The organism is Bacillus sp. EB106-04-02-XG92 (assembly GCF_058791995.1).
In genome coordinates, this window is the sequence record NZ_JBYTEA010000006.1 from 177,981 (window position 1) to 202,699 (window position 24,719).

Below are 24,719 nucleotides of genomic sequence, written 5' to 3' on the forward strand. Positions count from 1 at the left end.
AAAATACATAAAAGGAATATTAAGGTAAAAGAAGAATGGTATAAGTATAATCTGAATAGATTGGAGTGGTAACAACATGATAAATCGAAAATGTTCAAGATGTAAAGAAATAACAGGTACGATGCACGGTGGTAAAAAATTTAAGGAAGAATTTATATGTGAAGACTGTTTACAAAAAGGAATTGAGAGCGGAGAAATCGAATTATCACAAGTGGAGCAAGAACAAACTTCGTATCATTCTATAAAAATATTAAAAATAATGAGTGTGATTTATTTAATAGGATCAATTTTAATGGCTTTTTCAACCGGTCCATTTATACATAATATAGGATTTGATGAAATGTCCATTTCAGGCTCAGAATTAGGTCTAATAAGTATTGTTATGTTAGGTTCTCTATTCCATTCTGTTCTTGTATTTTGCGGGATATGGGTATTCTTCCTATTAGTAGAAACAGTCATTAAAATATATGAAAAAATGAAGTGAGTGAGAGGGAGAAACATATGCGAGTAAGAAACATCCAAGAGGAAGATTATGTAAATATTCATTCTGTTTTAAATGATTGGTGGGGCGGAAGAGATATGGCTGCTATGTTGCCAAAACTGTTTTTCGTTCACTTTCAAGAAACAAGTTTTATTATTGAAGAAGAGGGCGAAACGTTAGGTTTCTTATGCGGATTTTTTTCACAAACATATAAAGATGAAGCGTATGTTCATTTTATCGGTGTAAATCCGAAGTATAGAAGAAGAGGAATTGCATCGACATTGTATTCTTATTTCTTTGATGTCGCTCGTGCAAATAACCGTAAAGTTGTAAAAGCAATTACGTCACCGATTAACAAAAGGTCGATACAGTTTCATCAAGAAATCGGTTTTCGAATTGAGGTCGGGGATGATGAGGTAGAGGGTGTATCGGTACATAGAAATTATGATGGGAATGGCGGGAGTAGAGTATTATTTTTAAAAAATGTATAAAAGTAGGCTAGCTTAATGTTAGCCTTTTTGTTGTGAGGAGATAAAAGTATGGAGAGTAAACAAAGTAGAAATGAGTACTTACGACGCATTTATAAAGTGCAAGATTATATAGAATCACACATAAATGATTCACTTTCAATTGAAGAGTTAGCGGATGTAGCAGGATTTTCAAAGTTTCATTTTCATCGTATTTTTAAAGGGATAGTAGACGAACCATTATCACGGTATGTAAACCGATTAAAATTAGAAAGAGCAACAAATTTACTTACATACCGTTTTGATATGACAATTACAGATATTGCGTACCACTTCGGATTCACAGATTCAGCAGTTTTCTCCCGCACATTTAAAAGTCATTACGGAATAAGTCCATCTCAATATCGAAACGACAATAGCAAGAATTGCAAAGACGTAAGCGAAACTTCTCAATACAATGAGTGTAAGAAGGTTCGAGGAAATGTTGAAATTGTAACAGCGGATAATATAAACGTCGCATACAAAAGACATATCGGTACATATGAAGAGTTAACTAAAGCTTTTCCGAAAATGATAGAGAAATTATTTCATTACGCAGCGGAGGAAAACTGTCATGTATTTGAGCATACGAAAGTATTAACCATTTATCACGATCATCATGAATTTACTGAGGACAATCATTTAAGAACTAGTTTATGTATAACAATTCCGAATGAATCCGCAGTAGAAACGAGCGACATTGGAATAATGGTAATACCTTCTGGAAAGTATGCGGTAGGTCATTTTGAAATATTCCAAGATGAATATAAAGGAGCATGGGATTTCTTATACGGTGAGTGGCTTCCAAATAGCGGATATAACCCGAGAGATTCATATCCTTTTGAAATGTATAAAAATGACCCAAGGCAGCACCCGGAAAAGAAACATATAGTTGATATATATGTACCTATCGAACCTTTTTAATCGTTGATTAAGGGGGAAGAACAATGCAAACTGCTGAAAAGCTAGACTGTATTATAAAAGAAGAATACAAAAATATTAATGGTATGTTAGTAGTGCAGAGAGGTAATGTTGTTTTTGAAAATTATTATAATGGCTACAGTCCAGATGATGCGTTCCATGTAGCGTCAGTTACAAAAACGATAATCTCTGCGTTAATTGGGATATGTATAGATAAGCGCTATATAAAAAGTGTTGATCAAAAAGTAATAGAATTTTTCTCGGAATATAACGTTCATTCACCTGAAATAACAGTAGGTCATCTTCTTACGATGACAGCTCCACATCCTTTCGTAGACTGGCAGGAACCGTTAGAAGAACTATGTACGCAACGAGATTGGGTACAGTATACATTGAATAGGATTGGACAAGGCGGAGAAATTGGGTCTTTTAAATACTCATCTGGAGGAGCTCATTTATTATCAGCAATCATAATGAGCGTAACAGGAAAAAATGCACGTGAATTTGCGAATGAATACTTATTTCAGCCACTCGGCATGAGAGAAATTCCAAACTATAATATGAAAGCATTTGGATTCGATGACTTATTTGGAAAAGATGTAAAGGGATGGGTTCATGATCCAAATGGTATTTCGACAGGCGGCTGGGGACTAACGTTAACAGTTAAAGATATGGCTAAGTTTGGACAGCTGTATTTGAGTGAAGGTATTCATAATGGAAAACAACTACTATCAAAATCATGGATAAAAGAATCGACAGAAATGAACCAAAATCAATATGGTTACTTATGGTGGTTACGAGAAGAGGATGGAATCTTTTCATACTGTGCCATGGGTGATGGTGGGAATATGATTTGTTGTATTCCGGAGAAGGATTTGGTGGTGGTGATTGCTTCTGAAGTTGTGCCAGAAGCAAAGGATAGATGGAGATTAATTAAAGAGTATATACTTTTGAAAGAGTAATGGTGAACTTGTAGAAAAATTTAAATGCTCCCCGTAACTTTCCTCAATAAAAAATCGTTAAACATTAGGAAGGGTTATTAATACGAATGGGGGAGAACCATGAAAATTTTAATTCTAGGTGGTACACGATTTTTAGGAAGAGCTTTTGTAGAAGAGGCATTAAAAAGAGGGCATGAAGTTACATTATTTAATCGCGGAACAAATAAAGAAATTTTTCCTGAAGTAGAGCAGTTAATTGGTGATAGAAATAATGATGTTTCAAGTTTAGAAAATCGAAAATGGGATGCGGTAGTCGACACGTGTGGATTTTCTCCGCATCATATTAGAAATGTTGGAGAAGTGTTACGGGATAATATAAAGCATTATATATTCATTTCAAGTCTTTCTGTATATAAAGATTGGATTCCGCATCAAATAAAAGAAGATTATATATTACAAGCTGAACCTACGGGTGATCAATTAAAGGCTGTGGAGAATGGTGAAGTTTCTCCTTATGAGTATTATGGTGCGCTGAAAGTATTGTGTGAAAAAGAAGCAGAGAAGTATTGGCCGGGGCGTGTTCTACACGTAAGAGCAGGACTTCTTTCAGGTATGTATGATTATACAGACCGGCTTCCATACTGGATTGGGCGTGTAGCAAAGGGAGGAGAAGTGTTAGTTCCAGGAAGAAAAGACCGCCCAGTGCAGGTAGTTGATATAAAAGACGTCGCAAACTGGGGACTAAACATGGCAGAAAACAATAAAGCAGGTATATTCAATGTTACAGGTCCAAGTTATGAATTGACGATGGAAGAGCTATTAAATACGTGTAAAAAGGTTACGAGTAGTGATGCTGCATTCGTTTGGGTAGATGAATCATTTATGAATGAACATAAAGTACAGCCTTGGACAGAGATGCCACTATGGCTTCCAGAAACTTTTTCATTAGAAGGTGAGACGAAGCCGTGGAAAGGTGGTTTTTCTATTAGTATAGATAGTGCTGTGAAAGAAGGGCTTACTTTTAGAAGATTAGAACATACAGTTACAGATGTGTATGAGTGGATGAAGAGTGTGGACGAATGGGAATTAAAAGCAGGTATTTCAGGCGAGAGGGAGAAAGATTTGTTAGAAAAGTGGTATCAATAAATTTAGATGAGCCCTTTGAATATACTTGATTGCACATAAGATGGAATCATAAAAATAATAGTAGAACTTGGGTTGCTCCTTCGTTAGAAACTTTCATGAAGTGGTGGGAAAGTGGGAAGATAACAATTTAAACATAGTATCATGAAAAACGCCTTGTTACGAAAGAAACAAGGCGTTTTTTGCAATTGAAAAATCTACCACTCTATCGATTCTTCCCCGTACATGTCCTATAACTTAGGAAACATCTTTTTTAATCCTTCTTCGTCATCTTCATTCCAGTCTAACTTCATATCAACTCCCTCAGATTGTTCTTCTGTTTCAAACTCTATTGCTTTTACACTACCAGCTGTGCCTAAAACACAACGTAGTCTTTATACCGCATTAGATAGCAGTAAGACTTCCACCTCAAAATCGAGCAAATATGAGGAAGCCCCGTATAAATAAGTTGTATGAATTACTATTATTAGATTGTGTTTGTGACTATATTTTGGAAATTTTCTGTTGATTTACAATATGCGATAGTATATATTGTATATAAAGTATATATACAATATTTTTAAAAAGAGGTATTTGCATGCAAATCGTTATTACGAACACTTCAAAGGAACCTATTTATGAACAAATTGGCGTCCAAATAAAAAAACTTATTTTACTAGGTGATTTAAAGCAAGGAGATGCTCTTCCTTCAATGCGTCAGTTAGCAAAAGATTTAAGAGTAAGTATTATTACAACGAAAAGAGCATATGAAGAACTGGAAAAAGACGGTTTTATTTATTCAATTGTCGGAAGGGGGTCCTTTGTAGCAGAACAAAACATTGAAACTATGAAAGAAAAAAAATTAAAGACAGTTGAAGAAAAGTTGTGTGAAGCGATTCAAAATGCTAAACAAATGGATGTTTCTTTAAATGATCTAAAAGAAATGCTTACAATTTTATACGAGGAGGAAAACTCTTGGAAAACGTAATAGAACTTCAAAATGTCAGTAAATCTTTTAAAGGATTTCAAATTAAAAATTTTTCGATGGAAGTAAAAAAAGGATTTGTTACGGGTTTTATTGGGGGAAATGGATCAGGTAAATCTACAACGATTAAAATGATTATGAATCTAATGAACCCGGATAGTGGAAATGTCTCCTTATTTGGCATGAACTATTCGACTGATGCGAAGCGAATTAAAGAAAGAATTGGTTTCGTTTATGACGATAATGTGTTTTATGATGAACTCACATTAAAGGAAATTACTAAAATTATTGCGCCTGCTTATAAAAAATGGGATTTTAACCAATTTACATATTATAAAGATCTGTTCGAATTACCATTAAATAAAAAAATGAAAACATTCTCCAAAGGAATGAAAATGAAAGCCTCTCTTGCAATTGCCCTTTCACATCATGCTGAAATAATTATTATGGATGAGCCTACTTCCGGACTCGATCCGGTATTTAGAAGAGAATTATTGGATGTTTTACAAAATATTATGCAGGATGGTGAGAAAACTATCTTTTTCTCATCTCATATTACAACGGATTTAGACCGCATTGCCGATTATATTACATTTATTCAAAATGGGAAGCATATTTTTACAAAAGATATTTATGCCATTGCAGAAGATTATATTTTGGTCAAAGGACCACTAGATATGTTAGATTTTGATACTGAGCGTGAATTTATATCTGTATGTAAGGCAAATACAGGTTTCGAGGGATTGATTGAAAATGTAAATTCTATCGAAACTTTATTTAATAAAGAAGTGGTGATTGAAAAACCAAGTTTAGAGGATATTATGTATTTCATGAAAAGGGGGAGTCAAGATGCTTAATTTAATTAAAAAGGATTTGATTTTACAAAAAACTTTTTTACCTGCTTATCTCTTATTTTTAGTTACCTATTTGTGGGCCGGCATGGATGTTGCATATGTCATAATCATTTGTAGTGCCGTTTTTGTAATTAACACATATCAATCTGATGATAAAGATAATGCTAATATTTTAGTAAACTCATTACCGTATACTAGGAAGGAAATTATAAGTTCAAAATACGTTGGAACCTTATTTTTTACAATAGTAATCATTCCATTTTGTTTGGTTGGGAAATATTTCATTTTAGACAGCATGGAATTTCAACTTTCCTTAGAAAGTTACATCCTAGGCTTCTTGGCAGTCATGCTGATTACTGCATTTTACATCCCATTTTTTGTTGCATTTAAAGTGAAAACACTGGTACCAGTTTTTATATTTTTATCTATTGGAGTTATATATTTAATGCGAAATACTCCATATTTATTAAATAAATATGCTAATGGCGTACTGACCTTTTTAAAAGAGATTTCAGATTTGAAATTATTTCTTATATTTGCTGTCATAGCAGTAGGGTGCTATGGGGTTTCATGGATATTATCTATTCGTATCTATCAGAACAAGGCCCTTTAATAGCAAGTTCTAAAAGGAGGATCATTTACATGACATCAAAAAAATGGCGTCCTATTCGAATACGAAATTGGCTGAAAACTCTTGGAGCATTTTTCGTTATGCAACTAATTTTTATCATCCTTGATATGAATTCGTGGATACCGAACTTCAAGGAAGGAGGAGTTGGGGAGCGTTTCGTTAATTCAGAGTTCTTTACGGAATGGTTCGCTCCTTACAAAACAAAGCAATTTAACGTATTAACGGTAGTTATGGCTATTTTACTATTCCTAAATGTATTAACAAGTGTAATAAAAGACGCTTTTTCTAGAAAAAAATTAATTAGCACATAAGTTGACCTTGCATCTTTTTTAATAATGTCTTAACAATATTTAAAAACAACAGAGGAAAGATAAAACTCCATTTATTGAAGTTTTACTTTATCTTTTATAATGATTCCTTAGGAATTATTTGATTTTTCAGTTTTGTATATTGACAATGTTTCCATTCGTCCCCCATAATGCTTCTCTAGTGTATGCAGTGATTGTGACATATGTATTTATACTTGTGATGATAAATGATGTGTATTGTTTTTGGAAGTTAAAAAATCATTGAAAGAAATGGAAAAAATCAGTAATCTTATTTGTGCAGTACATACATAATAGTTTTATAGCGATTTTCAAATGAAATATGGGGGGAAATGGTGTGGATCTAACATTTAAAGTAGAGGAAACATGTTTTAATTACCGAGTCGGAGCAATTTGTAAACAGAATAATAAAATACTCATTCTGCAAGGTGACGGTGAAGATTTTTGGTATGTACCAGGCGGAAGAGTGAAAATGCTAGAAAATAGTGAAGACGCGTTAACACGAGAACTTGCGGAAGAGTTAGCGGTTCCTATTGAGGTGAAGAGATTAATATGGTCGGTAGAAAATTTCTTTACACTTTATGAACGAAAGTTTCATGAAATTAGTTTTTACTATGAAGTAGAGCTGAAACAATTACCTGCGAATGGAGCGGAGCAATATGTTTTGGAAGAAGAAGGTAGAACGTATTTCTTTAAGTGGGTGCCAGTAGAAGAGTTAGATACATATAACTTACAGCCATCATTTATAAAAGAGAAAGTAAAGGATGTATTAGTTCATACAGAACATATCATTTTACAAAAGTAAATGTATGGGAGGGGAAAAGGATGAAAGGCACTAAAAAAGAAATTCTTATAGAAGGAAAAGTAATTCCGTATACACATATTGAAAAAGGTTCTAATACAGTATGCTTTATGTTTTCAGGCTCGGGATACAATTACGATAAACCGTTATTTTATTATGCGACGATGCTTATGCTCGAAAATAAAATAGATGTAGTACATATTCATTATTCTTATGACGAACAAGTAATGAATAAACCAATGGAAGAAATAACGAAAGTAATGATGGATGATATTAATCCTATAATGAAGGAAGTATTAAAAGGTGAGCAATATAACGATACTATGTTTTTAGGGAAATCACTCGGAACAATTCCGATTGCAAATGATTTAATGAAGAGAGAAGATTTTGCAAAGTCAAAGATGATACTACTTACACCTTTGCTTACTTTTGATTCAATTTTTGATTCGATTTTACATAGTCGTCATGAAGGGTTATTAGTAATTGGAGATAAAGATCACCAATATAATGCAGATCAAATCGATCCGTTATATAAAACAAATTTACAGATCCAAGTTGTCAAAAATGCAACTCATTCTGTAAATGTTGGGGAATATGAAACAGAGAATTCAATTGAGGCGATAGCAAATATAATAAAAAAACTTAAAGAAGTTATTAGGACAAACCAACCTATCAATACATAAAAAAAGAGGTGCAATTTGCACCTCTTTTACTTTAATAAGCCCTAAGCACATGAAGCAAATAATCCTTACGATTCAGGGGATTATAATCAACACGTTTTCGAGTAGGGAAGGGAGCCTTCAGTTCTTTGTAACCAGATGGCTTCGTTGTAAAAATACCTTCTCCTTCAGTGAATGAATGAAGCATTCGCTTAAAGTTCTCCGTTTTCGCAACAGGTAATGAGCCTGTTAAATGGTAGGAGTCATTATTTAATATAGGCTCGCTAAAATTTGCTGGAATAGCAGCGAGCTTATACATCGCAGTACTAACTGCATGTTCCGGTACAGTTAATTCAAACTCGTTTACTGGTTCATATACACATGTTTTGGCTTGCTTTAAAGCATCTATTAGTACGAGTGGTGCTAAGTTTCTAAAGTCACTCGCTGTTGTAACAGGACTAGCATAACCTGTATGGGTTAACGTAACGATAATGTCCGTAACTTCCCATCCATACAAACCTTGTTTTAACGTTTGAAATACAGTATCTTCAATCGCTTTATGAAATGCTAATGGAAGTGATCCGAGCTCAACACCTAACTTATATGATATGCCAGAATTCAGTTCACCACGTCCGATTTTAAAACCAATTGTTGCGTAAAACGGATTCGCTTTTTCGCCCATTACTTCAACACTATTACCTATGCCAATTGGTTTCTCGATACATACAACCCGCGTATTTGAAAACGTAACCTGTAAATTATATTTATCATAAAGTGTTGTTTCAATTACTTCTTTTTGGACCTCACCGAAAAGGCGAATATATAGTTCATTATGAACATTATCTTTCCACACTTTAATGAGCGGATCTTCTTCACATAGTTCCATAAGTGCAGCGTATAGATCATGAATTCGTTCTTTTGGTAATGCTTCAATAGCAGCTTCCATTTGCGGTTCGGCAAAGTGAATATCTTTTATATAATCCGTTCGTTCACCAATAATATCACCAATTTTAATATCACTTAGTCCCCACACTTTGCAAAATTCTCCGCTTGGAACGATAGCAGTTTGAATAGCATCTCCGTTATGAAATACACATAGTTTCTTAATCTTTTCTTTATGTGCTAGAGATTTACTACGTTGTATATGAACATATTTTCTAACGTGTAAATGACCAGAAAACACTCTTACATATGCAATCTTTTCCCCAGAAGATTCACGTTCAATTTTAAAAACAACACCGGATAATATTTCGTTTTCTGCCGATTTATTAGCAGGAATTAAGTCTGAAATATTTTCGAGCAGTTCAGTTACTCCCATACCTGTTATAGCTGAACCACAAAAGATAGGAAACAAATTTGCTTGCGCTATTTGTTTAATGAGTTCTTCTCTTAATAGTATGTCCGGTACGATTTCGTCATTTACGTATGATTCAAGTAATGATTCATTATATGGTGCTAACAGTTCTAAACGATCGTCATATGATTTGTATTCAAAAATTTGTGCTTCCTTTGTTCCTTCGTTTTTTACAGAGTAGAAAGGGAATGCTTCATTTGAAAGAACATCTTTTATTTGCTTTACAACTTTTTCAGTATTTGCACCACTACGATCAATTTTATTTACGAATATTATTGTTGGTATGTTTAATTTCTGTAATGTGCGCATTAAAATTTTTGTTTGTGCTTGCACACCCTCAACGGCAGAAATAACTAAAATTGCACCGTCTAAAACGCGAAATGATCGCTCCACTTCAGCGATAAAATCAGAGTGTCCAGGTGTATCTATAACATTTACTTTTAAGTCATTGATACAGAAAGAGACGACAGATGCTTTAATCGTAATTCCGCGCTGCCTTTCTAATTCCATTGAGTCAGTTTGTGTATTACCGCTATCTACTCGGCCAATTTCTTTAATCACATTCGTTTCATAAAGAATACGCTCAGTCAAACTCGTCTTGCCAGCGTCTACATGCGCGACAATCCCTATATTTATTGTTGTCATATGTGAATATCCTCATTTCATTTTCCATTTTTAATTCCTCATTTCTATTTGTGTATTGCCGCATTACAATCACTCTCCAGTCATTTAAATTAGTACTATTATAGTGCAATTAACATTTTTTGTAACGCGACAAAGCGCCTTAATTTGGAAAAATATAAATGAAAACAAAATGCTTGCATTCTAAATCGATATAGATTATATTAATTGACATATCAACTATTGATACGTCAAATGTTTTTTATTTTGTATGTAAAGGAGGGATAGTTTGACAAGTTCATGCTCAAAAGAAGCGATTATTTTATATAAATTACACTTTCTAAATAAAGAAGTAAGTTCGAAATTTGAGGGGTGTACGGGTATGAGCCAGTCTCGATTAGAGCTTATACTTCAATTATTTGAAGTAGGTGAAATTAGTCAAAAAGCACTTCAGCAAGAAGTGAATATTGATAATGCTGCGATAACAAGGCATTTAAAGCAGCTTGAGGCCAATGAAATGATTGTAAGACGTAAAAATCCAGATGATAACAGAATTACGTTAGTTTCTCTTACTGAAGAGGGACGAAATAAAATTCAGGCGTTTCAAGAGGAAAAAGAACGTTTTGCAGCATCTGCATTTAAAGGATTAAGTGAGGAAGAACGCGATAATCTTTTAAATATGTTAAATCACATTCAAGAAAATATAAAAGAATTATAAAAAAGGGAGAATACAACTATGACTAACTCAGTAAAAACAAATGATTTTAACGAAATTTTAACAGGACGTCGTTCAATTCGTAAGTACGACCCTTCAGTGAAAATTAGCAAAGAAGAAATGACAGAAATTCTTACAGAAGCAACACTTGCACCATCTTCAGTAAATATGCAACCATGGAGATTCGTAGTGATTGAAAGTGACGAAGCGAAAGCAACACTTGCGCCACTTGCGAAATTCAATCAATCTCAAGTAGAAACATCTTCAGCAATGATCGCTTTATTTGGTGATTTAAACAACTTTGATAACGCAGAAGAAATTTACGGTACAGCAGTAGAGCACGGTTTCATGCCAGCAGAAGTAAAAGAAGACCAGATGAAAAAACTTTCAGCTTACTTCTCAATGGTTACACCAGAAGTCATGAAAGATACAGTACTAATTGACGGTGGTCTTGTAGCAATGCAATTTATGCTAGCAGCTCGTGCTCACGGTTATGATACTTGTCCAATTGGTGGTTTTGAAAAAGACCAAATCGCTGAAGCGTTCGGATTAGATAAAGAACGCTATGTGCCAGTTATGTTAATTTCAATCGGAAAAGCTGCTGATAGTGGTTACCAATCAGTACGTCTTCCAGTTGAAAAAGTTGCTGAGTGGAAGTAATTTCAAAAGAAATAAGTGAAATATGAGAGGGGAAACACCATGATTATTATTCACGCAACATTTCAAGTAGATCCAACGAAACAACAAACATTTTTAGAAGAAGTTCAACCATTACTTCATGGTTCAAGAGAAGAAAGTGGAAATGTATCTTATGATCTTTATAAAGATGTAGAAAAAGAAAATGTGTATACGATGGTAGAAGTATGGAAAGATGAAGTAGCAGTTGCGAGTCATAATACGAGTGAACACTTCACATCTTTCGTTAGCAAAGTAAAACAGTTGTTAACTGCTCCACTAGATATAAAAGCTTATAATGGAGAGTTAGTGAAATAATAAGGTAGAAAAGATGACTTTAGCGTATAGCTGAGGTCATCTTTTTTGTATAAGTAGAACATTATTTCGACACAGTTATGTTGAAAGATAAGTATTGCTTTTATCTTCAGTAATAGTGGTGAATTGTATGTTAAATTCGAACATTCGGTTTATTGGAATATTTTTACATTGTATAATTTTCTTGAAAATATAAGGTAGAGGGGAGTAAGTGATGGGAGAATTTCAAAGTAATTTGCATAGGGCAACGCAACTTGCAACGAAAATGAGAAATGCTTCAGATCGAATGCAAAGTGCTACTAGTCGCTCTATAAATAAGGCAACGCGTACGACACTATCTGTGAACTTCAAAGCACAAGAAGCAAATCAACAAAATTTACAGATCACGAAACAATTTTGCGTTGCTTTTCAACAAACAATTGATAATATCCATTCTGTAGCAAATGAATTTGAGAAAATGGATACCGGACTTCAAAAGACTTTTCAATAATGTAACAACCTACGTAAAGGGGAAAAGGTAGGGAGAAAAGATGAGTCAAGAAATTGAAACGAGAACCAGTCAATGTAATCAAAAATTACGAATTATATTTGAAGAACAAAATGAAAACCGAATCGCGCTGCAAAATCAAGAAAGAGCTGAGGCTAGTTTTCATGAATGGCAAAATAGAAATAATCGTTTATTTAACCGAATACTAGAAACTTGGTATGGTGACAAAGAAGCATTTCACCTTTTTACGAATATGCGGCAAGAGATCGGGCAGTATGAAAGAAAACTTACATTCGAATTAGAAAACGAAAAAGAGACGTTGCTTAAAGAAAAACGGCATCTCAGTGAGAAAGAAAACGACCTTTCCTATGAACAGTAGCAACTACAAAGGGAGGTCAATACATGAGTTTAAACATGTATTTGGGAGAAGTACAAAGTCAAACTCAAAGTATGAACGCTATATGTAATGCTACGATTCAAAGTATGGAACAAGCCATTCAATCTATTGATGCCTTTGCGATAGACACAGTATTACAAGGACAAACATACAGTAGTGCAAAAGCCTACCTTGTCCAAACATTTCGACCATTAGCGCAAGGAATCATATGCTTATGTGAAGAATTAATTCGCCAAAACGAAGCATTTCCAAATGATTTTCAAGCAAAAGTTGCTTCAACAGATGTTATCGAACATGAAATAAGACAACAAATACAAGAAATCAATCAATCCATTGCAAGTATAGAAGCAATAGAAGTACTTACACCAATGCCTGGAGTAGACGCAATTATTGCAGTCTTAATTGCAATGAGAAAAAAACTAGAAGAAAAACTAGAGCGTCTATATGAATTCAATCATTCGTCCAGCAACAACTACAGCACCGCCCTCCAATTAGCAGCTAGCATCACAGCCGGACTCGCTGAAGTACAAAGCGGGAAAGGATTTAGTCCTGTGAGTGGGACGTTTCATAGTGAAAAGTTAAATATGGAATGGGCAAAGAAAATTCAAATAATTATAGAAGAGAAAATACGGAAATCTGGCAATGGGATTGGAAAAAGTGTAGATTTAGAGCACAATGTGTATAACGACATTGAAGGAATAAGCAGCGAAAATCAATCTATCAATAATAGATTTACAAAAGAAGAGATACAAGCGACACAAAAATACCTTGAAGGAATTAAAAATAGTACAATAAAAGGGAGTATAGGTAATGATTTCCAATTTGAAACCGATGATTATGAAATGGAGCATAACATTTTTGGCCAGCCAGTCGGTGGTAGAAGGCCAGTACTCGATCCTTTTTTAATCGGTGTGGCGAAGTTTGGATTCGATTTTCTCTTTGGTGATCTTTTCACACTCTTTGACCCAGAAGCTACCTATGGTGAAAAACTCCTAGCAGTTGGGATGATGACTCCATATGGGAAAGGTGTAAAAATAGTTGATAAACTTCATGATTTAAAAAAGGTTGGAGATGTGAAGAAAGCAACGTCTGGGAGTGCGGGAGTTGGTAAGGGTACGGGTGATTCTATACAATATGCTGAAACTGGTGGAAGAAATATATCCCCAGAGCAGTTCTTTAAGGAAGAAGCTATTGCAGAAGAAATGTATGAAAAATTTAGAAATCTAGGAACAGAAGATGTGAATGCAGTTGCTAAAAATACAGGTTTTTCTGTTGCTAGAATACAAAGGATTAAAGATCATGTTTTTAATAACTCTCATATAAAGGATCATGGAGTTGGGAGATTTGATCCGGACTACGAACTAGCTCAAGCATGGCAAAGATTGATAGATGGGAAACAAGTAGATTCTGATATACAATTATTACATCACGAAATTTTCGAGTCAAAATTTGAGGGTATATTCCAGACTAATTATAGAACAGCTCATGACAAAACTATAGAATCTGGAAGACCATGGAATTAGGAGAAAAATTATGAGGAGTGAAGATTCATGGCAGTTTTTGTTTTAATGTTGAAGGAATTTGAGGATGAAGAGAGGGTGGTTTATCAATATGGACCGAATGAAGATTTAATGGGACGAATTGAATATGATAAAATAAATGGAGTTATCAACCAACTATCGCAAATTGATTCACAAGAGTTCGCTGATGAATTCTTCTTTAAGAGAGCAGGAAGACGACTTTCAAGAATGATTATTAAAGAAAATCAAAATTTTGTTGATCGAACAACTATTGAATCTTAATTGCCTGCTCATGATTTTATAAATTTTTTATTAGATATAGGTATTTAAGAGATATAGCACAATATAAGGACCTTGATTGGCTAAATGCCTCTCAAGGTTTTTTACTTTAATTTATATTAAAACAGTTGATAATTGAGTGAGACAATAAGAAAATGTTTTGCTTGAGAATCGAGAGCTCATGATGGTAGTACCATCATGGAGTTTGGTTTTAATACTCGGATAGAGTGATAAGTACGATAAATAGGCGAGATGACATTTTACAAGGCAGGGGTAGTTATTATATGGAGTGGGTAAAAAAACTAACGAGATTGACAAAGCTCGTGGCGATAAACAATGGAAAACGTGAAAGTGTTTGCTTGTGCTACCTTGGCTTAAAGTTTTGGGTTGTATTTTTACAAGAGAAGGTCGTATAATACTCGCTATTCGTTAAAAAGCGTTACGAAAATTACAATTTATGTAATAGGAAGATGAAAGTTAAAAATTTCTAGGGATAAACGAGTTTCAACACTAGGGCAAGTTAAAGGTGGATGTAGCTTCAGATATTAAAAAGATGAAATTAAAGTATACTGTGAAGAACAAGGATTGTACTCCATGTATATTTTTAGAGATAAAGAAATTAATTGCGCAAAAATGAATGAAGAAGCATCAGAAATAGACAGGGTGGGCTTGCGAGAAATGTGGGCTCACCTTTCGTCTGTTCAAATTGATTATGTGGTGGTGCTAAACTAAGTAAAACTAAAGATGGACGACAAATGTCAAATGATTGGTTGAATGGTGCGAAGACGCGAAAAAGTAGGATATTGAAGGCTGTTGATGGAGATGTGAAATTAGCATCAAAGATTACGAAAGCATTACAAGATAAGGAAATTGAAAGAGTGTTATCAAAAGTTGATAGTAGTGGAAATGTGAAAACATTTAGAATAGATGCAAAGGGAGACATAATTGGAGAATGGCCATAAATTAAGGCAATAGGAGGAATTGAATAGTATGAGAGATCCTTTATGTATAGAAGAAAAATGTAGAGAAGGAATAAAATATAATAAAGAGTTTATTGAGGAAAATAGAGAGGAGATTAAAAGTTTTGAAGAAGATGAAAGGAATGGTATTCAAAGAAAGCCTAATGATAATAAAAGTCTTATAGAAGGAAGATATCTATTAAATTTTAATTATGAGTTAGAGGATATTAACGCAAAATACTCCATAGGAGAAGCTATTCATACAATAGAAGGAGATTTTGACAACGCTCTTATTGATTTGGGGCAAATAGGGGAAAGAGAAGTTGGATATTTAAATCTAATTTGGATGATATCTCTAGGAATTTTATTAGAGACGGAGAAAAAGAATCTTGTAAGTTTAGCTAAGCTAGTTGAGAAGGAAAATATGAATGACGTAGTAATTGATTTCCTCTTATGCGCTAGTGATATTGGATACACAAACATGACGAACAGATATTATAAAGAAAATCCATATGCAAAAACGAGAGAGATTATAGAACTTGCACAAACAGATAAAAAAGAAGCGTCTAAAAGATTGCAAACGTATATGGAGAAAGAATGGTTTAGAGGCCATTATGATTATGAATGGAAAAATGCACATAAGGAACCTGGATATGTAGGATATTGGAGTTTTGAAACAGCGGCGCTTGCGAAAATTTTGGAACTTGATGATACATGTTTAAAAGATAATAATCACTATCCTTATGATTTGGCACATTATAAAAATGAAATGAAATTTAAGCATATAGACCTAAGTGAATATCACTATGAAGATGAGACAGAAGAAAATGAAGAAATAGTAGAAGGAATTGAACATAATCCTGCATTGGAAAATATTATTCCGCCAAAATGGCATTCATTGGTCAATGAATTAATACATGACTATGAGAATATGGATGATAGTAGTTTTTATGAAAAATACAAAAAAACGATAGGAATAGGTCAAGCGTGGTTCTTACCACAAGAGTATGAAGAAGAAAATGAGCAAAAAAACCTATTAGGAAGTTTAATTGTGTTTGCCCTGACGGTAAGAGATTATATATTACAATTGGACTATAAAGAAGATTTAGAGGACTACATTGATAATCTTAAAAATTTCTGGAATGGATCAGAAACAAAGTTAGTTCAATTCGTTTTAGAGAATGATCAAAATTATTATGCATGGGTACCAAAAGAAGTAAATATCCCAAATATGTATGAAGTGAAGATAGAGAGTGTTGATGTAGAGGAAGTTCTATAACGAACATATCGAAATATTACGCATCATGAGTAATGTTAAAAAACTAATTTATACGGAATTTAATGAATGAAGAATTTAAAAATAGTGGTAGTTTGGAGAATCCAACTGCCACTATTTTTGTGTTTGCGAATGGTTTTGTAAATTAAGTAGCGTGTTTAATGAATTGAATCATTCATCCAGCAACAACTACAGCACCGCCCTCCAATTAGCAGCTAGCATCACAGCCGGACTCGCTGAAGTGCAAAGCGGGAAAGGATTTAGTCCTGTGAGTGGGACGTTTCATAGTGAAAAGTTAAATATGGAATGGGCAAAGAAAATTCAAATAATTATAGAAGAGAAAATACGGAAATCTGGCAATGGTATTGGAAAAAGTGTAGATTTAGAGCACAATGTGTATAACGACATTGAAGGAATAAGCAGCGAAAATCAATCTATCAATAATAGATTTACAAAAGAAGAGATACAAGCGACACAAAAATACCTTGAAGGAATTAAAAATAGTACAATAAAAGGGAATATAGGTAATGATTTCCAAGTTGAAACCGATGATTATGAAATGGAGCATAACATTTTTGGCCAGCCAGTCGGTGGTAGAAGGCCAGTACTCGATCCTTTTTTAATCGGTGTGGCGAAGTTTGGATTCGATTTTCTCTTTGGTAATCTTTTCACACTCTTTGACCCAGAAGCTACCTATGGTGAAAAACTCCTAGCAGTTGGGATGATGACTCCATATGGGAAAGGTGTAAAAATAGTTGATAAACTTCATGATTTAAAAAAGGTTGGAGATGTGAAGAAAGCAACGTCTGGGAGTGCGGGGGTTGCTAAGGGTACGGGAAAAGTGTATCCAACGAGACAAATAGATTTAGTAGCGGAAGCACATATAATTGATAGAGTGAAAGAGCTAAGAGGGAATTTATCAAGTAAATATAAAAAAGCTGGTAATTTTGCCCTTGCAGAGGTGGATGTTAATAGTTTAAACAAAAAGGAGTTTTATGCTTCAAGTAAAATAGATGAATTTAAAGGGAATTTAGAAGAAAAAGTTCCTGAAATTTCATTAAAACCAAATGAGCCAATTTTTGAGGCATCTCTAGCACCTGGTAAAGATGGAAAACCTTATATGCGAGATTCTGACACTGAGTATAAAATTTTGAATGAAATTGCTTTAAAACTGGGTGATGATGTAAATGCTACTGGTAAAATTAAGTTATTCACAGAACTAGATACGTGTGATAGTTGTAGCAAAGTAATAGCTGAATTTGCTAATAAATATAAGAATATTGAATTGGAAGTTATTCACAATAACGGTGAAAGACTTAAACCATAAAAGAGGAGTGATATCATGGAAGACTGGGAATATAATGAAATATTTGAGGCGATTAACGAAGACTATAATGATTATTTAAAATTAAATAGGGGACATGAATATGCAATAGCAAGAACTGTTAATGAATATATAAATCTTGGAAAGGTAGAAGACTTTATTGTTGATACTGCTGTAGGGGAAATATTGTTATCCAAAAATAAGGTCTTTATTGGGTATGTTGAAGGGATAACAAAGAGATTAAGTATGTTTAAAGATTTAGATGTTACAAACGAACTGACACATGAAGAAATAGCAGACTTGACTAATAGGATAGAGAAAGTATTAGATGGTCTTAGTAAGGTTGAGATAGATTATAACCCTTATTCCGAGTAGTTATTTGCGAAATTGAACAAGAATATTTTAAAATTATGAATTGATGATGTAATTAACTAAAAAGCACTTGATTTCCTTTTAGGGCATCAGGTGCTTTTTATGGGATATTTATGCTTTGGACAACATGAATGATGAATATAAACACATGGAATGTATAATAAACTAACGAACTAGTACAAACTCGTAAGTTTTAACGTAGTAGTTGGCACGACATAAAAAAGGTGTCATACTGTTACTATAAAACTTACAAATTTATGCTACTTAAAAACAGATGAACTTAAAGCACTTGTCGCCTATGGGAAACAAGTGCTTTTTATTTTAAGATTACGAGGTACGGGTAATGGCTTACCTTTGTATGAAAAGAAGTCCGTATCTATAGGAACTTACAAAGAAGTACATGGATTTTCAGTTAAAGTATAGCCGGGTGCTCAAGGCAAGCATATTCCCGATTTACCGAACTATAAACAAGAATTAGCAAACGGAAAAAATAAGAGCATTTTCTATGGTGATAATAAAATAGCGCAAGAATTGCTTGATAAGTTGGCTGGGAAAGGTGAACTATTAAAAAACGGTAGAGAAAGAGTAAACTTTGGTGAGCCGATAGGAAAATACTATGACCGCAATACTGGTGAATACCATGAGACTACTAAAGGGTTGATTCATTATGGAAAAGATGGCGCTCATATAGTACCATCAAGACCATAAAAAGCATAAGAAAAGAGGATGCATATGGGGTATGATTCTTTAATTGGAACATTAATAAATTATGAACATTGTGACATGATACTAGAATGGAAAAGTGGATTGAGGATTATTGGTGAACTAGATACAGTTTTTGAAACAGACAACGGACTAGATGAGGATGATATAAATTATACAGAATATGATGCAGCTGTATTTAGAGTAAATCATATTTTATCCCAACCTACTACTAACGAGGGTGCTGTATATAATTGGTTGAAACAAGAAAAAAGTTCATTGGTTGAAATTTCTATCTATGATGATCCGCCAAGTGCAGTGTTTTTAACTGACGGAAAAAGAGTATGGGAAAGAGAAATATGTAAATAATAGGTGGTATTTAAAATGAGACCCTGATTGGCATATATGCTTTTCAAGGTTTTTTCTATGTTTTTACACCTGTAAAGGGTGTTCATCGATGGTATAAAATTGACTATAAGAAAAAGAGACGGATGAGAGTATGAGTGTACTTAGGATATCTAATAAGAAATCTCAATGCCGATTTTGTGAAAAAACATGGATTGAATGCAATGAAAGAAATATTCTTGAATATGGCAAGGCAGAAGGACCTACACCTGAACAACTTTATAAAAAGTATGGTTCATGGGAAAATGTGATATATGGCAGTTTAAAAACAAATCCAGCAATGGATGTCATAGTATGGGAGGAAAATAATTATGAAAGAAGAAAAAATACAAGGTAATATAAAGTGGATTACATACAATAATTTAAGATTTAGAATAGAGAAGGTTAATGATGATTCATCCGTAATTTGGGTTTCTGATAATTTTGTGAATTCATGTTTTACCTTAGTAATGAATGACTTTTTAAGTAAATGTGGGGATGGGTTGAATATAAATATCGAAATTGATTTTACTTGGAATAATCATAGAGGTTTGATTATAAAAAATCATGATATAAATCTAATTTTAGGAGAAATAATTAATTTTGTTAGTGAATGGGAGTTAGAAGGAAATTCAAATGCTGATAATTTTTCTACGGAAGAGTGGTATTCAGCATAAGCTTACAGGGGATGCTAGCTTTCCATCATTCTTAGGAATTTAAAAATATGGAGGGAAATTTAATGTATGTTTAGGGGAGATTGAATGTGAATTAAACCTAAAGAGTTAGATAAATATTTTAAGCAACTAGTGAGGAATGAATTCTGTATAGTAAAGAATTCATTCTTTTTAAGTTTGTTTTAATTTACTTGTAATTATAGTAGTTAATATTTGAAGAGGCAATCACCCTAAGTCATAAAGAGACGAAAGCCTATACTCAAAGTAAGATTTCAAAGCTTTAGGAAGAAATTGGTTGGTTTAAAGGGGTTAAGGATGATACTTAGGGTGCGGCTAACGGCAAACCTAGCAGTAACAATAATACAAATGTAAATAATTTTGATGCAAAAACAGCTACAAATAAGCAAAAAGGTAATTATGGTGAAATAAAATCAAGTGATAATTTATTGAATAATCAAAGTTTAAAGGAAGCTGGATTTAATGCTACGAATGAAAAAGGTGGATGTGAATAGAGGGTTAGTTGAGGAACGAGAGAATCATGATGATCTTGAAAATAAATGGGATGTGTTTCCTGATTTTGGTCATTATATTCATTTGTGCAGAGAGGAAAGATAATGTATTTATATAAGGTGTCAAATGCCCAATATGAAAATCACGTGAGTTAAGCACTTTATTGTCAACAGAGGACAATAGGTGCTTTTTTTTACGTGGAGTAAAGTAAAAATATAAGTTTGCTTGTTGCTCTGTTTCAACTTTGTGTCATATGTTATAATTTGGAAAGTGTATATTCTTAATTTTTAGAAAATTAAAAGGTGGTAGGTTACTATATGAGTACATTAAAGAAAATTACTAACAATATTTCGAAAGTTATTATAGGAAAAGACGAATCGATAGAACTAGCAGCCATTGCTCTAATAGCAAGAGGACACATTTTATTAGAGGATGTACCGGGGACTGGAAAAACAACATTAGCGAAAAGTTTGGCTAAAAGTGTAGACGCTAAATTTCAAAGAATTCAATTCACAGCGGATACTTTGCCGGGCGATGTTATTGGTCTCGAATATTTTAATGTGAAGGAATCGGAATTTAAAACGAGGTTAGGTCCTATTTTTGCCAATATAGTAGTAGTGGATGAAATTAATCGTGCTGTACCGAGAACGCAATCTTCGTTACTCGAAGTGATGGAAGAACGTACTGTTACGATTGCGAAACAGACACATTCATTACCAGAACCTTTTTTAGTAATTGCAACGCAAAATCCTCTTGAATCGGCCGGTACATTTCCTTTACCTGATGCTCAGTTAGATCGATTTTTACTTACTATACGCCAAGGCTATCCTACGAGAGAAGCAGAAAAAGAGATGATGAATCGTTTCCAAACGAATGATCCGTTAGAAACGTTACATTCAATTATTTCAACTGAAGAAATTATTACGGTGCAAAAGCGTGCAAGAGAAGTGTTAGTAGGAAATGATGTGCAAGATTATCTACTTGAAATTATTGAGGCAACGCGTAAACATGAGTTAATTGAAATTGGTGTAAGTCCGCGGGGTACATTAGCATTTATGAGAGCAATTCAAGCACGGGCAATATTAAATGAAAGAGAGTATTGTACGCCAGATGATATTAAGACGCTTGCTGCATCCGTTTGTGCTCATCGTTTAACGTTAACGATTGAAGGTGAGATGAAAACGACGAAAGAATAAATCATGAAAGAAATTCTTCATACGATTAATGTACCAGTGGAGAATGTACAATGAATTAACAACTTGTGTATACACCGTTAGCGGAGCCTTTCGTAATTGGAGTTATGTCAGTTGTAGCCGTTATTTTATGTGTATTTTCAAGTAATCTACTATTTTTATCTCTCGTATTTTTGTATGTAATTTTAATAGGTGCTATGTACGTGTACATACGTAAAGTATCTCGTGTTGAATGGGAATACAGTCAAGGAAATTCAAACGTTTTTATAGGTGAAACGAATATGTGCAAAATGAAAATTTCAAACAAGTCGTTATTCCCTATTTTCAATATCGTATTTCGATTTAAATGTGAAAATAAGCTAACTTGGAATCATGATGAAATAAACAAAAATATGAATACAGGTTCAAATTATTATATGAATTTTAATTTAAAAGGAAGGGAGTCAGTTTCATTTGATTTGCAAGCTGTAGCTGTAAAAAGAGGAATTGCGAAATGGGAAGAAGTAGAAATTGTCATTACGGATCTCTTTGGATTCATAACGAACCATATAACATATAAACAAGTTGAAACGCCGTCATATTTAGTCTTACCAGCTGTTCCGAAAATGCAAGTTCCTGAATTACAAGAATGGTCAAGAGGATTTCGAAAAGCGATGTCATCACCCTTATATGACGAAACGAAAGTAATGGGAGTGAAGTCGTATGAAAATGAAGATTTTCGTTCTATCCACTGGAGTGCGACAGCGAAAACAGGGACGATAACCGCGAAAAAGTACGAGCGAACACAATCAGATAAATATGCGATATATCTCAACTTGCAAAATAAAAGCGGTATTTCTTTAAGAAATGATACAGAGGAACTCATTGAATTAACGGCAGGCATCTGTAAACAACTGCTTATGCAAAACTGTTCATTTGAAGTATGGATCAATAGCGTAAAAGATAACGGTTTGCTACATATAAAGAACGGTCATAACCGAAAACATTTGCAAAATGTATTAAAAGTACTTGCCTCAATATCGGACCAAGATACTCCTGTATCTTCTACTTATTTTTACACAGCAGGCTTTCGTCGAAAAGAATTGGATGCAGTTCCTTTAATTCTTGGTACTTCCCCAAGGAAATACAGTAGAACGAATAAATGGGTCGTAATTAAAGAATAAGAAGGGGTTTATGTCATGGCTAATAAAGAGAGACATGTGAAAGTAAAGTTGTGGAGTGCTAGAGTATTCATACTACTTTTCTTTACGGTTAGTGCGATAACGTTATCACAAGGTGTTGTGCATGTACAAGGCATAGTAAAAGGGCTTTTTTCTAGTAAGACGGAGACAATATCGGAAAGAAATTATGATTTTACTACTGTAGACGCACAGTTTGATGAACCTGAAAGAATTATAGATGAAGAAACAGGAGTTGTAGATACAAGAACAAAAATAGATAGGGAAATTCCACTTTTTGTACGAAAAAAATTCATGGACTGATGTGTTTTCTGTTCTTTCAAATGCATGGATTAGTGTCGTTTTTTATGTAGTTATTGCATTAGTTATTCTATATGCTTTTTATAAATTAATGAGGAAAAAGGTAACAAAATCAGAAATAGAACAGGATAAACAATCGATAACAAAGGAAAATACGGATAGAACCGAAAAGAACAAGAAAGTGAAGCATCAGTTTGAACAGCCGTTACCTAAAGATACGATAAGGAAAACGTTAGTTGAATGGGAAAGAACATTACCATTTCACGAACAGAGAAGGTCTTATGAAACGATGCAACAATGGTTAACGAGAATTTGTAGAACGAGAGATATTATTTCAATATATGAGTCTGTTCGTTATGGTGAAAAGACGTATACGGATTTAGATGTAGAGAAGACTGTACGATGGATAGAGCGAGACGGTAAAGGGTGACATTAATATAAGTAAATAAAATTAACTGTAAATTAATTTTATTTACTTATATTTAAATATATGGTAATGTATACTTACTTTTTTATATCAATACTAATGGAAATGGGTTGTCTTAATAGAGTATTGCTCGTTACATTTTTTGTGGAGTTATCTTCACTACATCAATATAGAATGAAAAAGAGATAAAACAATTACGAGTAGCATGTAAATAATAAGTTATTATTTGTTTTTAAATTTTTGTAAGGGTGTGAAAATAGAATGAAACCGGTATTGAAAAACATACTCCTTTCCTTTATTTTTTCTGCAGCAGGGATGTGTTGGTTTCTGTTTATGGTAGTTAGAGGGGGCGGAGACTGGTTATTGTCTTGGGTAGGTGTATTCATGGCATTTTTATCTTTATATACGTTAATAGATTTATATTGTAAGTATACATATGATAAAAAAAACGAGTAAATTGTTTATCAAAGCAACAGTTACTACTTTTAGTTTTGCAGTATTGGGAATCACCTTTGGTATTGTACACGAGCTATTACAGCCATGGAGTCTCAGTTTAATGGTTTGGTATTGGCTGTTAGTGTTACTCTTATTTGTAACGAACATAATATTATTAGTGATTTTAGTATTTGTTAATCATAAAAATTATAATATTCCTGGAAGATATAGAATACTTATACTGCTAAATTTATTTCTTACGTTAGCACCAGTGCTGTGGCCATTAATACTTACTATTATCGGAAATGGGATGAACGCTAGTGCAGGATGGTAAAAGTGAATATAGGGTTTTAAGTATGTAAGAGAACGTGTTTTCATAAATTGAAAACACGTT

Annotated in this window: 29 protein-coding genes and 5 pseudogenes; 33 read left to right on the forward strand and 1 reads right to left on the reverse strand. The window is 33.6% G+C overall.

The window, feature by feature from the left end; translation table 11 throughout:
* The first annotated feature begins 76 nt into the window (after positions 1–76).
* The 12 genes and pseudogenes from AC3WVA_RS16990 to AC3WVA_RS17045 all read left to right on the forward strand — a co-directional run bounded on the left by AC3WVA_RS16990 (position 77) and on the right by AC3WVA_RS17045 (position 8,252).
* Positions 77–484 carry a DUF3980 domain-containing protein gene (locus AC3WVA_RS16990; protein WP_492322055.1) on the forward strand — a complete coding sequence of 136 codons (408 nt, stop codon included), beginning with the start codon at positions 77–79 and terminating at the stop codon, positions 482–484.
* A gap of 17 nt (positions 485–501) precedes the next feature.
* On the forward strand, positions 502–972 hold the full coding sequence (locus tag AC3WVA_RS16995; RefSeq protein WP_492322056.1) for a GNAT family N-acetyltransferase: 471 nt from the start codon (positions 502–504) through the stop codon (positions 970–972).
* Positions 973–1,020: 48 nt separating this feature from the next.
* Positions 1,021–1,911, forward strand: coding sequence for an AraC family transcriptional regulator (locus AC3WVA_RS17000; protein ID WP_098347027.1), 891 nt, complete (start codon positions 1,021–1,023; stop codon positions 1,909–1,911).
* Between the two features lie 23 nt (positions 1,912–1,934).
* The gene (locus AC3WVA_RS17005) at positions 1,935–2,870 is read left to right on the forward strand and encodes a serine hydrolase domain-containing protein (RefSeq protein WP_492322057.1); all 936 of its coding nucleotides are present in this window, start codon (positions 1,935–1,937) and stop codon (positions 2,868–2,870) included.
* Between the two features lie 99 nt (positions 2,871–2,969).
* Positions 2,970–3,995: an SDR family oxidoreductase gene (locus tag AC3WVA_RS17010; RefSeq protein ID WP_000697706.1), complete on the forward strand. Its 1,026-nt coding sequence runs from the start codon at positions 2,970–2,972 to the stop codon at positions 3,993–3,995.
* A gap of 41 nt (positions 3,996–4,036) precedes the next feature.
* Positions 4,037–4,126, forward strand: a pseudogene (locus AC3WVA_RS17015) (SMI1/KNR4 family protein); the annotation flags it as partial.
* 443 nt (positions 4,127–4,569) lie between these two features.
* Complete coding sequence (locus AC3WVA_RS17020; RefSeq protein ID WP_001167593.1) at positions 4,570–4,959, forward strand: GntR family transcriptional regulator; 390 nt, start codon at positions 4,570–4,572, stop codon at positions 4,957–4,959.
* Positions 4,947–5,813 carry an ABC transporter ATP-binding protein gene (locus AC3WVA_RS17025; protein WP_142321068.1) on the forward strand — a complete coding sequence of 289 codons (867 nt, stop codon included), beginning with the start codon at positions 4,947–4,949 and terminating at the stop codon, positions 5,811–5,813. The genes AC3WVA_RS17020 and AC3WVA_RS17025 overlap by 13 nt, the downstream gene beginning before the upstream one ends.
* Positions 5,806–6,423, forward strand: coding sequence for an ABC-2 transporter permease (locus tag AC3WVA_RS17030; protein WP_000933342.1), 618 nt, complete (start codon positions 5,806–5,808; stop codon positions 6,421–6,423). The genes AC3WVA_RS17025 and AC3WVA_RS17030 overlap by 8 nt, the downstream gene beginning before the upstream one ends.
* 29 nt (positions 6,424–6,452) lie before the next feature.
* Positions 6,453–6,752: a YfzA family protein gene (locus AC3WVA_RS17035; RefSeq protein ID WP_098347026.1), complete on the forward strand. Its 300-nt coding sequence runs from the start codon at positions 6,453–6,455 to the stop codon at positions 6,750–6,752.
* Between the two features lie 352 nt (positions 6,753–7,104).
* Positions 7,105–7,572 carry an NUDIX hydrolase gene (locus tag AC3WVA_RS17040; RefSeq protein ID WP_098347025.1) on the forward strand — a complete coding sequence of 156 codons (468 nt, stop codon included), beginning with the start codon at positions 7,105–7,107 and terminating at the stop codon, positions 7,570–7,572.
* Between the two features lie 20 nt (positions 7,573–7,592).
* Positions 7,593–8,252, forward strand: coding sequence for an alpha/beta hydrolase (locus AC3WVA_RS17045; RefSeq protein ID WP_098347024.1), 660 nt, complete (start codon positions 7,593–7,595; stop codon positions 8,250–8,252).
* Between the two features lie 31 nt (positions 8,253–8,283).
* Here the strand turns inward: AC3WVA_RS17045 and AC3WVA_RS17050 are convergent, their stop codons facing one another.
* Positions 8,284–10,227: an elongation factor G gene (locus tag AC3WVA_RS17050; RefSeq protein ID WP_098347023.1), complete on the reverse strand. Its 1,944-nt coding sequence runs from the start codon at positions 10,225–10,227 to the stop codon at positions 8,284–8,286.
* A gap of 265 nt (positions 10,228–10,492) precedes the next feature.
* Here AC3WVA_RS17050 and AC3WVA_RS17055 point away from each other — a divergent pair, with 265 nt between their 5' ends.
* The 21 genes and pseudogenes from AC3WVA_RS17055 (at position 10,493) to AC3WVA_RS17155 (ending at position 24,659) form a co-directional block, all read left to right on the forward strand.
* The gene (locus AC3WVA_RS17055; protein ID WP_000204162.1) at positions 10,493–10,921 is read left to right on the forward strand and encodes a MarR family winged helix-turn-helix transcriptional regulator; all 429 of its coding nucleotides are present in this window, start codon (positions 10,493–10,495) and stop codon (positions 10,919–10,921) included.
* 18 nt (positions 10,922–10,939) lie between these two features.
* The gene (locus AC3WVA_RS17060) at positions 10,940–11,578 is read left to right on the forward strand and encodes a nitroreductase family protein (protein ID WP_071759055.1); all 639 of its coding nucleotides are present in this window, start codon (positions 10,940–10,942) and stop codon (positions 11,576–11,578) included.
* 39 nt (positions 11,579–11,617) lie between these two features.
* Positions 11,618–11,911, forward strand: a complete 294-nt coding sequence (locus AC3WVA_RS17065) for a putative quinol monooxygenase (protein ID WP_071759054.1) — start codon at positions 11,618–11,620, stop codon at positions 11,909–11,911.
* Positions 11,912–12,122: 211 nt separating this feature from the next.
* Positions 12,123–12,398 carry a TIGR04197 family type VII secretion effector gene (locus AC3WVA_RS17070; protein ID WP_000503628.1) on the forward strand — a complete coding sequence of 92 codons (276 nt, stop codon included), beginning with the start codon at positions 12,123–12,125 and terminating at the stop codon, positions 12,396–12,398.
* Between the two features lie 40 nt (positions 12,399–12,438).
* Positions 12,439–12,774, forward strand: a complete 336-nt coding sequence (locus tag AC3WVA_RS17075) for a DUF3958 family protein (RefSeq protein WP_098347022.1) — start codon at positions 12,439–12,441, stop codon at positions 12,772–12,774.
* 23 nt (positions 12,775–12,797) lie between these two features.
* Positions 12,798–14,315 carry a T7SS effector LXG polymorphic toxin gene (locus AC3WVA_RS17080; RefSeq protein WP_492322058.1) on the forward strand — a complete coding sequence of 506 codons (1,518 nt, stop codon included), beginning with the start codon at positions 12,798–12,800 and terminating at the stop codon, positions 14,313–14,315.
* Positions 14,316–14,342: 27 nt separating this feature from the next.
* Positions 14,343–14,594, forward strand: a complete 252-nt coding sequence (locus tag AC3WVA_RS17085) for a hypothetical protein (RefSeq protein WP_000268085.1) — start codon at positions 14,343–14,345, stop codon at positions 14,592–14,594.
* A gap of 281 nt (positions 14,595–14,875) precedes the next feature.
* Positions 14,876–15,007: a hypothetical protein gene (locus AC3WVA_RS17090; RefSeq protein WP_016118155.1), complete on the forward strand. Its 132-nt coding sequence runs from the start codon at positions 14,876–14,878 to the stop codon at positions 15,005–15,007.
* A 339-nt stretch (positions 15,008–15,346) separates the two neighbouring features.
* Complete coding sequence (locus tag AC3WVA_RS17095; RefSeq protein ID WP_078437904.1) at positions 15,347–15,553, forward strand: hypothetical protein; 207 nt, start codon at positions 15,347–15,349, stop codon at positions 15,551–15,553.
* A 28-nt stretch (positions 15,554–15,581) separates the two neighbouring features.
* Positions 15,582–16,829, forward strand: a complete 1,248-nt coding sequence (locus AC3WVA_RS17100; RefSeq protein WP_492322059.1) for a PoNi-like cognate immunity protein — start codon at positions 15,582–15,584, stop codon at positions 16,827–16,829.
* 160 nt (positions 16,830–16,989) lie between these two features.
* Positions 16,990–18,153, forward strand: a pseudogene (locus AC3WVA_RS17105) (deaminase domain-containing protein); the annotation flags it as partial.
* Between the two features lie 15 nt (positions 18,154–18,168).
* Complete coding sequence (locus AC3WVA_RS17110) at positions 18,169–18,525, forward strand: Imm3 family immunity protein (protein WP_098347470.1); 357 nt, start codon at positions 18,169–18,171, stop codon at positions 18,523–18,525.
* 432 nt (positions 18,526–18,957) lie between these two features.
* Positions 18,958–19,230 (forward strand): annotated as a pseudogene (locus AC3WVA_RS17115) (polymorphic toxin type 50 domain-containing protein); the annotation flags it as partial.
* Between the two features lie 24 nt (positions 19,231–19,254).
* Positions 19,255–19,593: a YxxD family cognate immunity protein YxxD gene (locus tag AC3WVA_RS17120; protein ID WP_098347469.1), complete on the forward strand. Its 339-nt coding sequence runs from the start codon at positions 19,255–19,257 to the stop codon at positions 19,591–19,593.
* Positions 19,594–19,723: 130 nt separating this feature from the next.
* Positions 19,724–19,966, forward strand: a complete 243-nt coding sequence (locus tag AC3WVA_RS17125; RefSeq protein ID WP_210734244.1) for a hypothetical protein — start codon at positions 19,724–19,726, stop codon at positions 19,964–19,966.
* The gene (locus AC3WVA_RS17130; protein ID WP_492322060.1) at positions 19,941–20,285 is read left to right on the forward strand and encodes a hypothetical protein; all 345 of its coding nucleotides are present in this window, start codon (positions 19,941–19,943) and stop codon (positions 20,283–20,285) included. The genes AC3WVA_RS17125 and AC3WVA_RS17130 overlap by 26 nt, the downstream gene beginning before the upstream one ends.
* 477 nt (positions 20,286–20,762) lie before the next feature.
* The gene (locus AC3WVA_RS17135; protein WP_001988907.1) at positions 20,763–20,897 is read left to right on the forward strand and encodes a hypothetical protein; all 135 of its coding nucleotides are present in this window, start codon (positions 20,763–20,765) and stop codon (positions 20,895–20,897) included.
* Between the two features lie 212 nt (positions 20,898–21,109).
* Positions 21,110–21,988 carry an AAA family ATPase gene (locus AC3WVA_RS17140; RefSeq protein WP_349303022.1) on the forward strand — a complete coding sequence of 293 codons (879 nt, stop codon included), beginning with the start codon at positions 21,110–21,112 and terminating at the stop codon, positions 21,986–21,988.
* 104 nt (positions 21,989–22,092) lie between these two features.
* The gene (locus AC3WVA_RS17145) at positions 22,093–23,148 is read left to right on the forward strand and encodes a DUF58 domain-containing protein (RefSeq protein WP_429603981.1); all 1,056 of its coding nucleotides are present in this window, start codon (positions 22,093–22,095) and stop codon (positions 23,146–23,148) included.
* A 15-nt stretch (positions 23,149–23,163) separates the two neighbouring features.
* Positions 23,164–23,893 (forward strand): annotated as a pseudogene (locus tag AC3WVA_RS17150) (signal peptidase II).
* A gap of 258 nt (positions 23,894–24,151) precedes the next feature.
* Positions 24,152–24,659 (forward strand): annotated as a pseudogene (locus tag AC3WVA_RS17155) (DUF3902 family protein).
* The last annotated feature ends 60 nt before the right edge of the window (positions 24,660–24,719 follow it).

What these genes read in the sequence shown, in the direction of transcription:
- AC3WVA_RS17000 (WP_098347027.1), top strand. Translation starts at nt 1,021, where the DNA reads ATGGAGAGTAAACAAAGTAGAAATGAGTACTTACGACGCATTTATAAA.
- AC3WVA_RS17070 (WP_000503628.1), top strand. Translation starts at nt 12,123, where the DNA reads ATGGGAGAATTTCAAAGTAATTTGCATAGGGCAACGCAACTTGCAACG.
- AC3WVA_RS17135 (WP_001988907.1), top strand. Translation starts at nt 20,763, where the DNA reads ATGCTACGAATGAAAAAGGTGGATGTGAATAGAGGGTTAGTTGAGGAA.
- AC3WVA_RS17085 (WP_000268085.1), top strand. Translation starts at nt 14,343, where the DNA reads ATGGCAGTTTTTGTTTTAATGTTGAAGGAATTTGAGGATGAAGAGAGG.
- AC3WVA_RS17030 (WP_000933342.1), top strand. Translation starts at nt 5,806, where the DNA reads ATGCTTAATTTAATTAAAAAGGATTTGATTTTACAAAAAACTTTTTTA.
- AC3WVA_RS17010 (WP_000697706.1), top strand. Translation starts at nt 2,970, where the DNA reads ATGAAAATTTTAATTCTAGGTGGTACACGATTTTTAGGAAGAGCTTTT.
- AC3WVA_RS17080 (WP_492322058.1), top strand. Translation starts at nt 12,798, where the DNA reads ATGAGTTTAAACATGTATTTGGGAGAAGTACAAAGTCAAACTCAAAGT.
- AC3WVA_RS17035 (WP_098347026.1), top strand. Translation starts at nt 6,453, where the DNA reads ATGACATCAAAAAAATGGCGTCCTATTCGAATACGAAATTGGCTGAAA.
- AC3WVA_RS17130 (WP_492322060.1), top strand. Translation starts at nt 19,941, where the DNA reads ATGAAAGAAGAAAAAATACAAGGTAATATAAAGTGGATTACATACAAT.
- AC3WVA_RS17050 (WP_098347023.1), bottom strand. Translation starts at nt 10,227, where the DNA reads ATGACAACAATAAATATAGGGATTGTCGCGCATGTAGACGCTGGCAAG.
- AC3WVA_RS17140 (WP_349303022.1), top strand. Translation starts at nt 21,110, where the DNA reads ATGAGTACATTAAAGAAAATTACTAACAATATTTCGAAAGTTATTATA.
- AC3WVA_RS17120 (WP_098347469.1), top strand. Translation starts at nt 19,255, where the DNA reads ATGGGGTATGATTCTTTAATTGGAACATTAATAAATTATGAACATTGT.
- AC3WVA_RS17095 (WP_078437904.1), top strand. Translation starts at nt 15,347, where the DNA reads ATGTCAAATGATTGGTTGAATGGTGCGAAGACGCGAAAAAGTAGGATA.
- AC3WVA_RS17075 (WP_098347022.1), top strand. Translation starts at nt 12,439, where the DNA reads ATGAGTCAAGAAATTGAAACGAGAACCAGTCAATGTAATCAAAAATTA.
- AC3WVA_RS17100 (WP_492322059.1), top strand. Translation starts at nt 15,582, where the DNA reads ATGAGAGATCCTTTATGTATAGAAGAAAAATGTAGAGAAGGAATAAAA.
- AC3WVA_RS17065 (WP_071759054.1), top strand. Translation starts at nt 11,618, where the DNA reads ATGATTATTATTCACGCAACATTTCAAGTAGATCCAACGAAACAACAA.
- AC3WVA_RS17045 (WP_098347024.1), top strand. Translation starts at nt 7,593, where the DNA reads ATGAAAGGCACTAAAAAAGAAATTCTTATAGAAGGAAAAGTAATTCCG.
- AC3WVA_RS17060 (WP_071759055.1), top strand. Translation starts at nt 10,940, where the DNA reads ATGACTAACTCAGTAAAAACAAATGATTTTAACGAAATTTTAACAGGA.
- AC3WVA_RS17005 (WP_492322057.1), top strand. Translation starts at nt 1,935, where the DNA reads ATGCAAACTGCTGAAAAGCTAGACTGTATTATAAAAGAAGAATACAAA.
- AC3WVA_RS17090 (WP_016118155.1), top strand. Translation starts at nt 14,876, where the DNA reads ATGGAGTGGGTAAAAAAACTAACGAGATTGACAAAGCTCGTGGCGATA.
- AC3WVA_RS17110 (WP_098347470.1), top strand. Translation starts at nt 18,169, where the DNA reads ATGGAAGACTGGGAATATAATGAAATATTTGAGGCGATTAACGAAGAC.
- AC3WVA_RS16995 (WP_492322056.1), top strand. Translation starts at nt 502, where the DNA reads ATGCGAGTAAGAAACATCCAAGAGGAAGATTATGTAAATATTCATTCT.
- AC3WVA_RS17020 (WP_001167593.1), top strand. Translation starts at nt 4,570, where the DNA reads ATGCAAATCGTTATTACGAACACTTCAAAGGAACCTATTTATGAACAA.
- AC3WVA_RS17145 (WP_429603981.1), top strand. Translation starts at nt 22,093, where the DNA reads ATGTCAGTTGTAGCCGTTATTTTATGTGTATTTTCAAGTAATCTACTA.
- AC3WVA_RS17125 (WP_210734244.1), top strand. Translation starts at nt 19,724, where the DNA reads ATGAGTGTACTTAGGATATCTAATAAGAAATCTCAATGCCGATTTTGT.
- AC3WVA_RS16990 (WP_492322055.1), top strand. Translation starts at nt 77, where the DNA reads ATGATAAATCGAAAATGTTCAAGATGTAAAGAAATAACAGGTACGATG.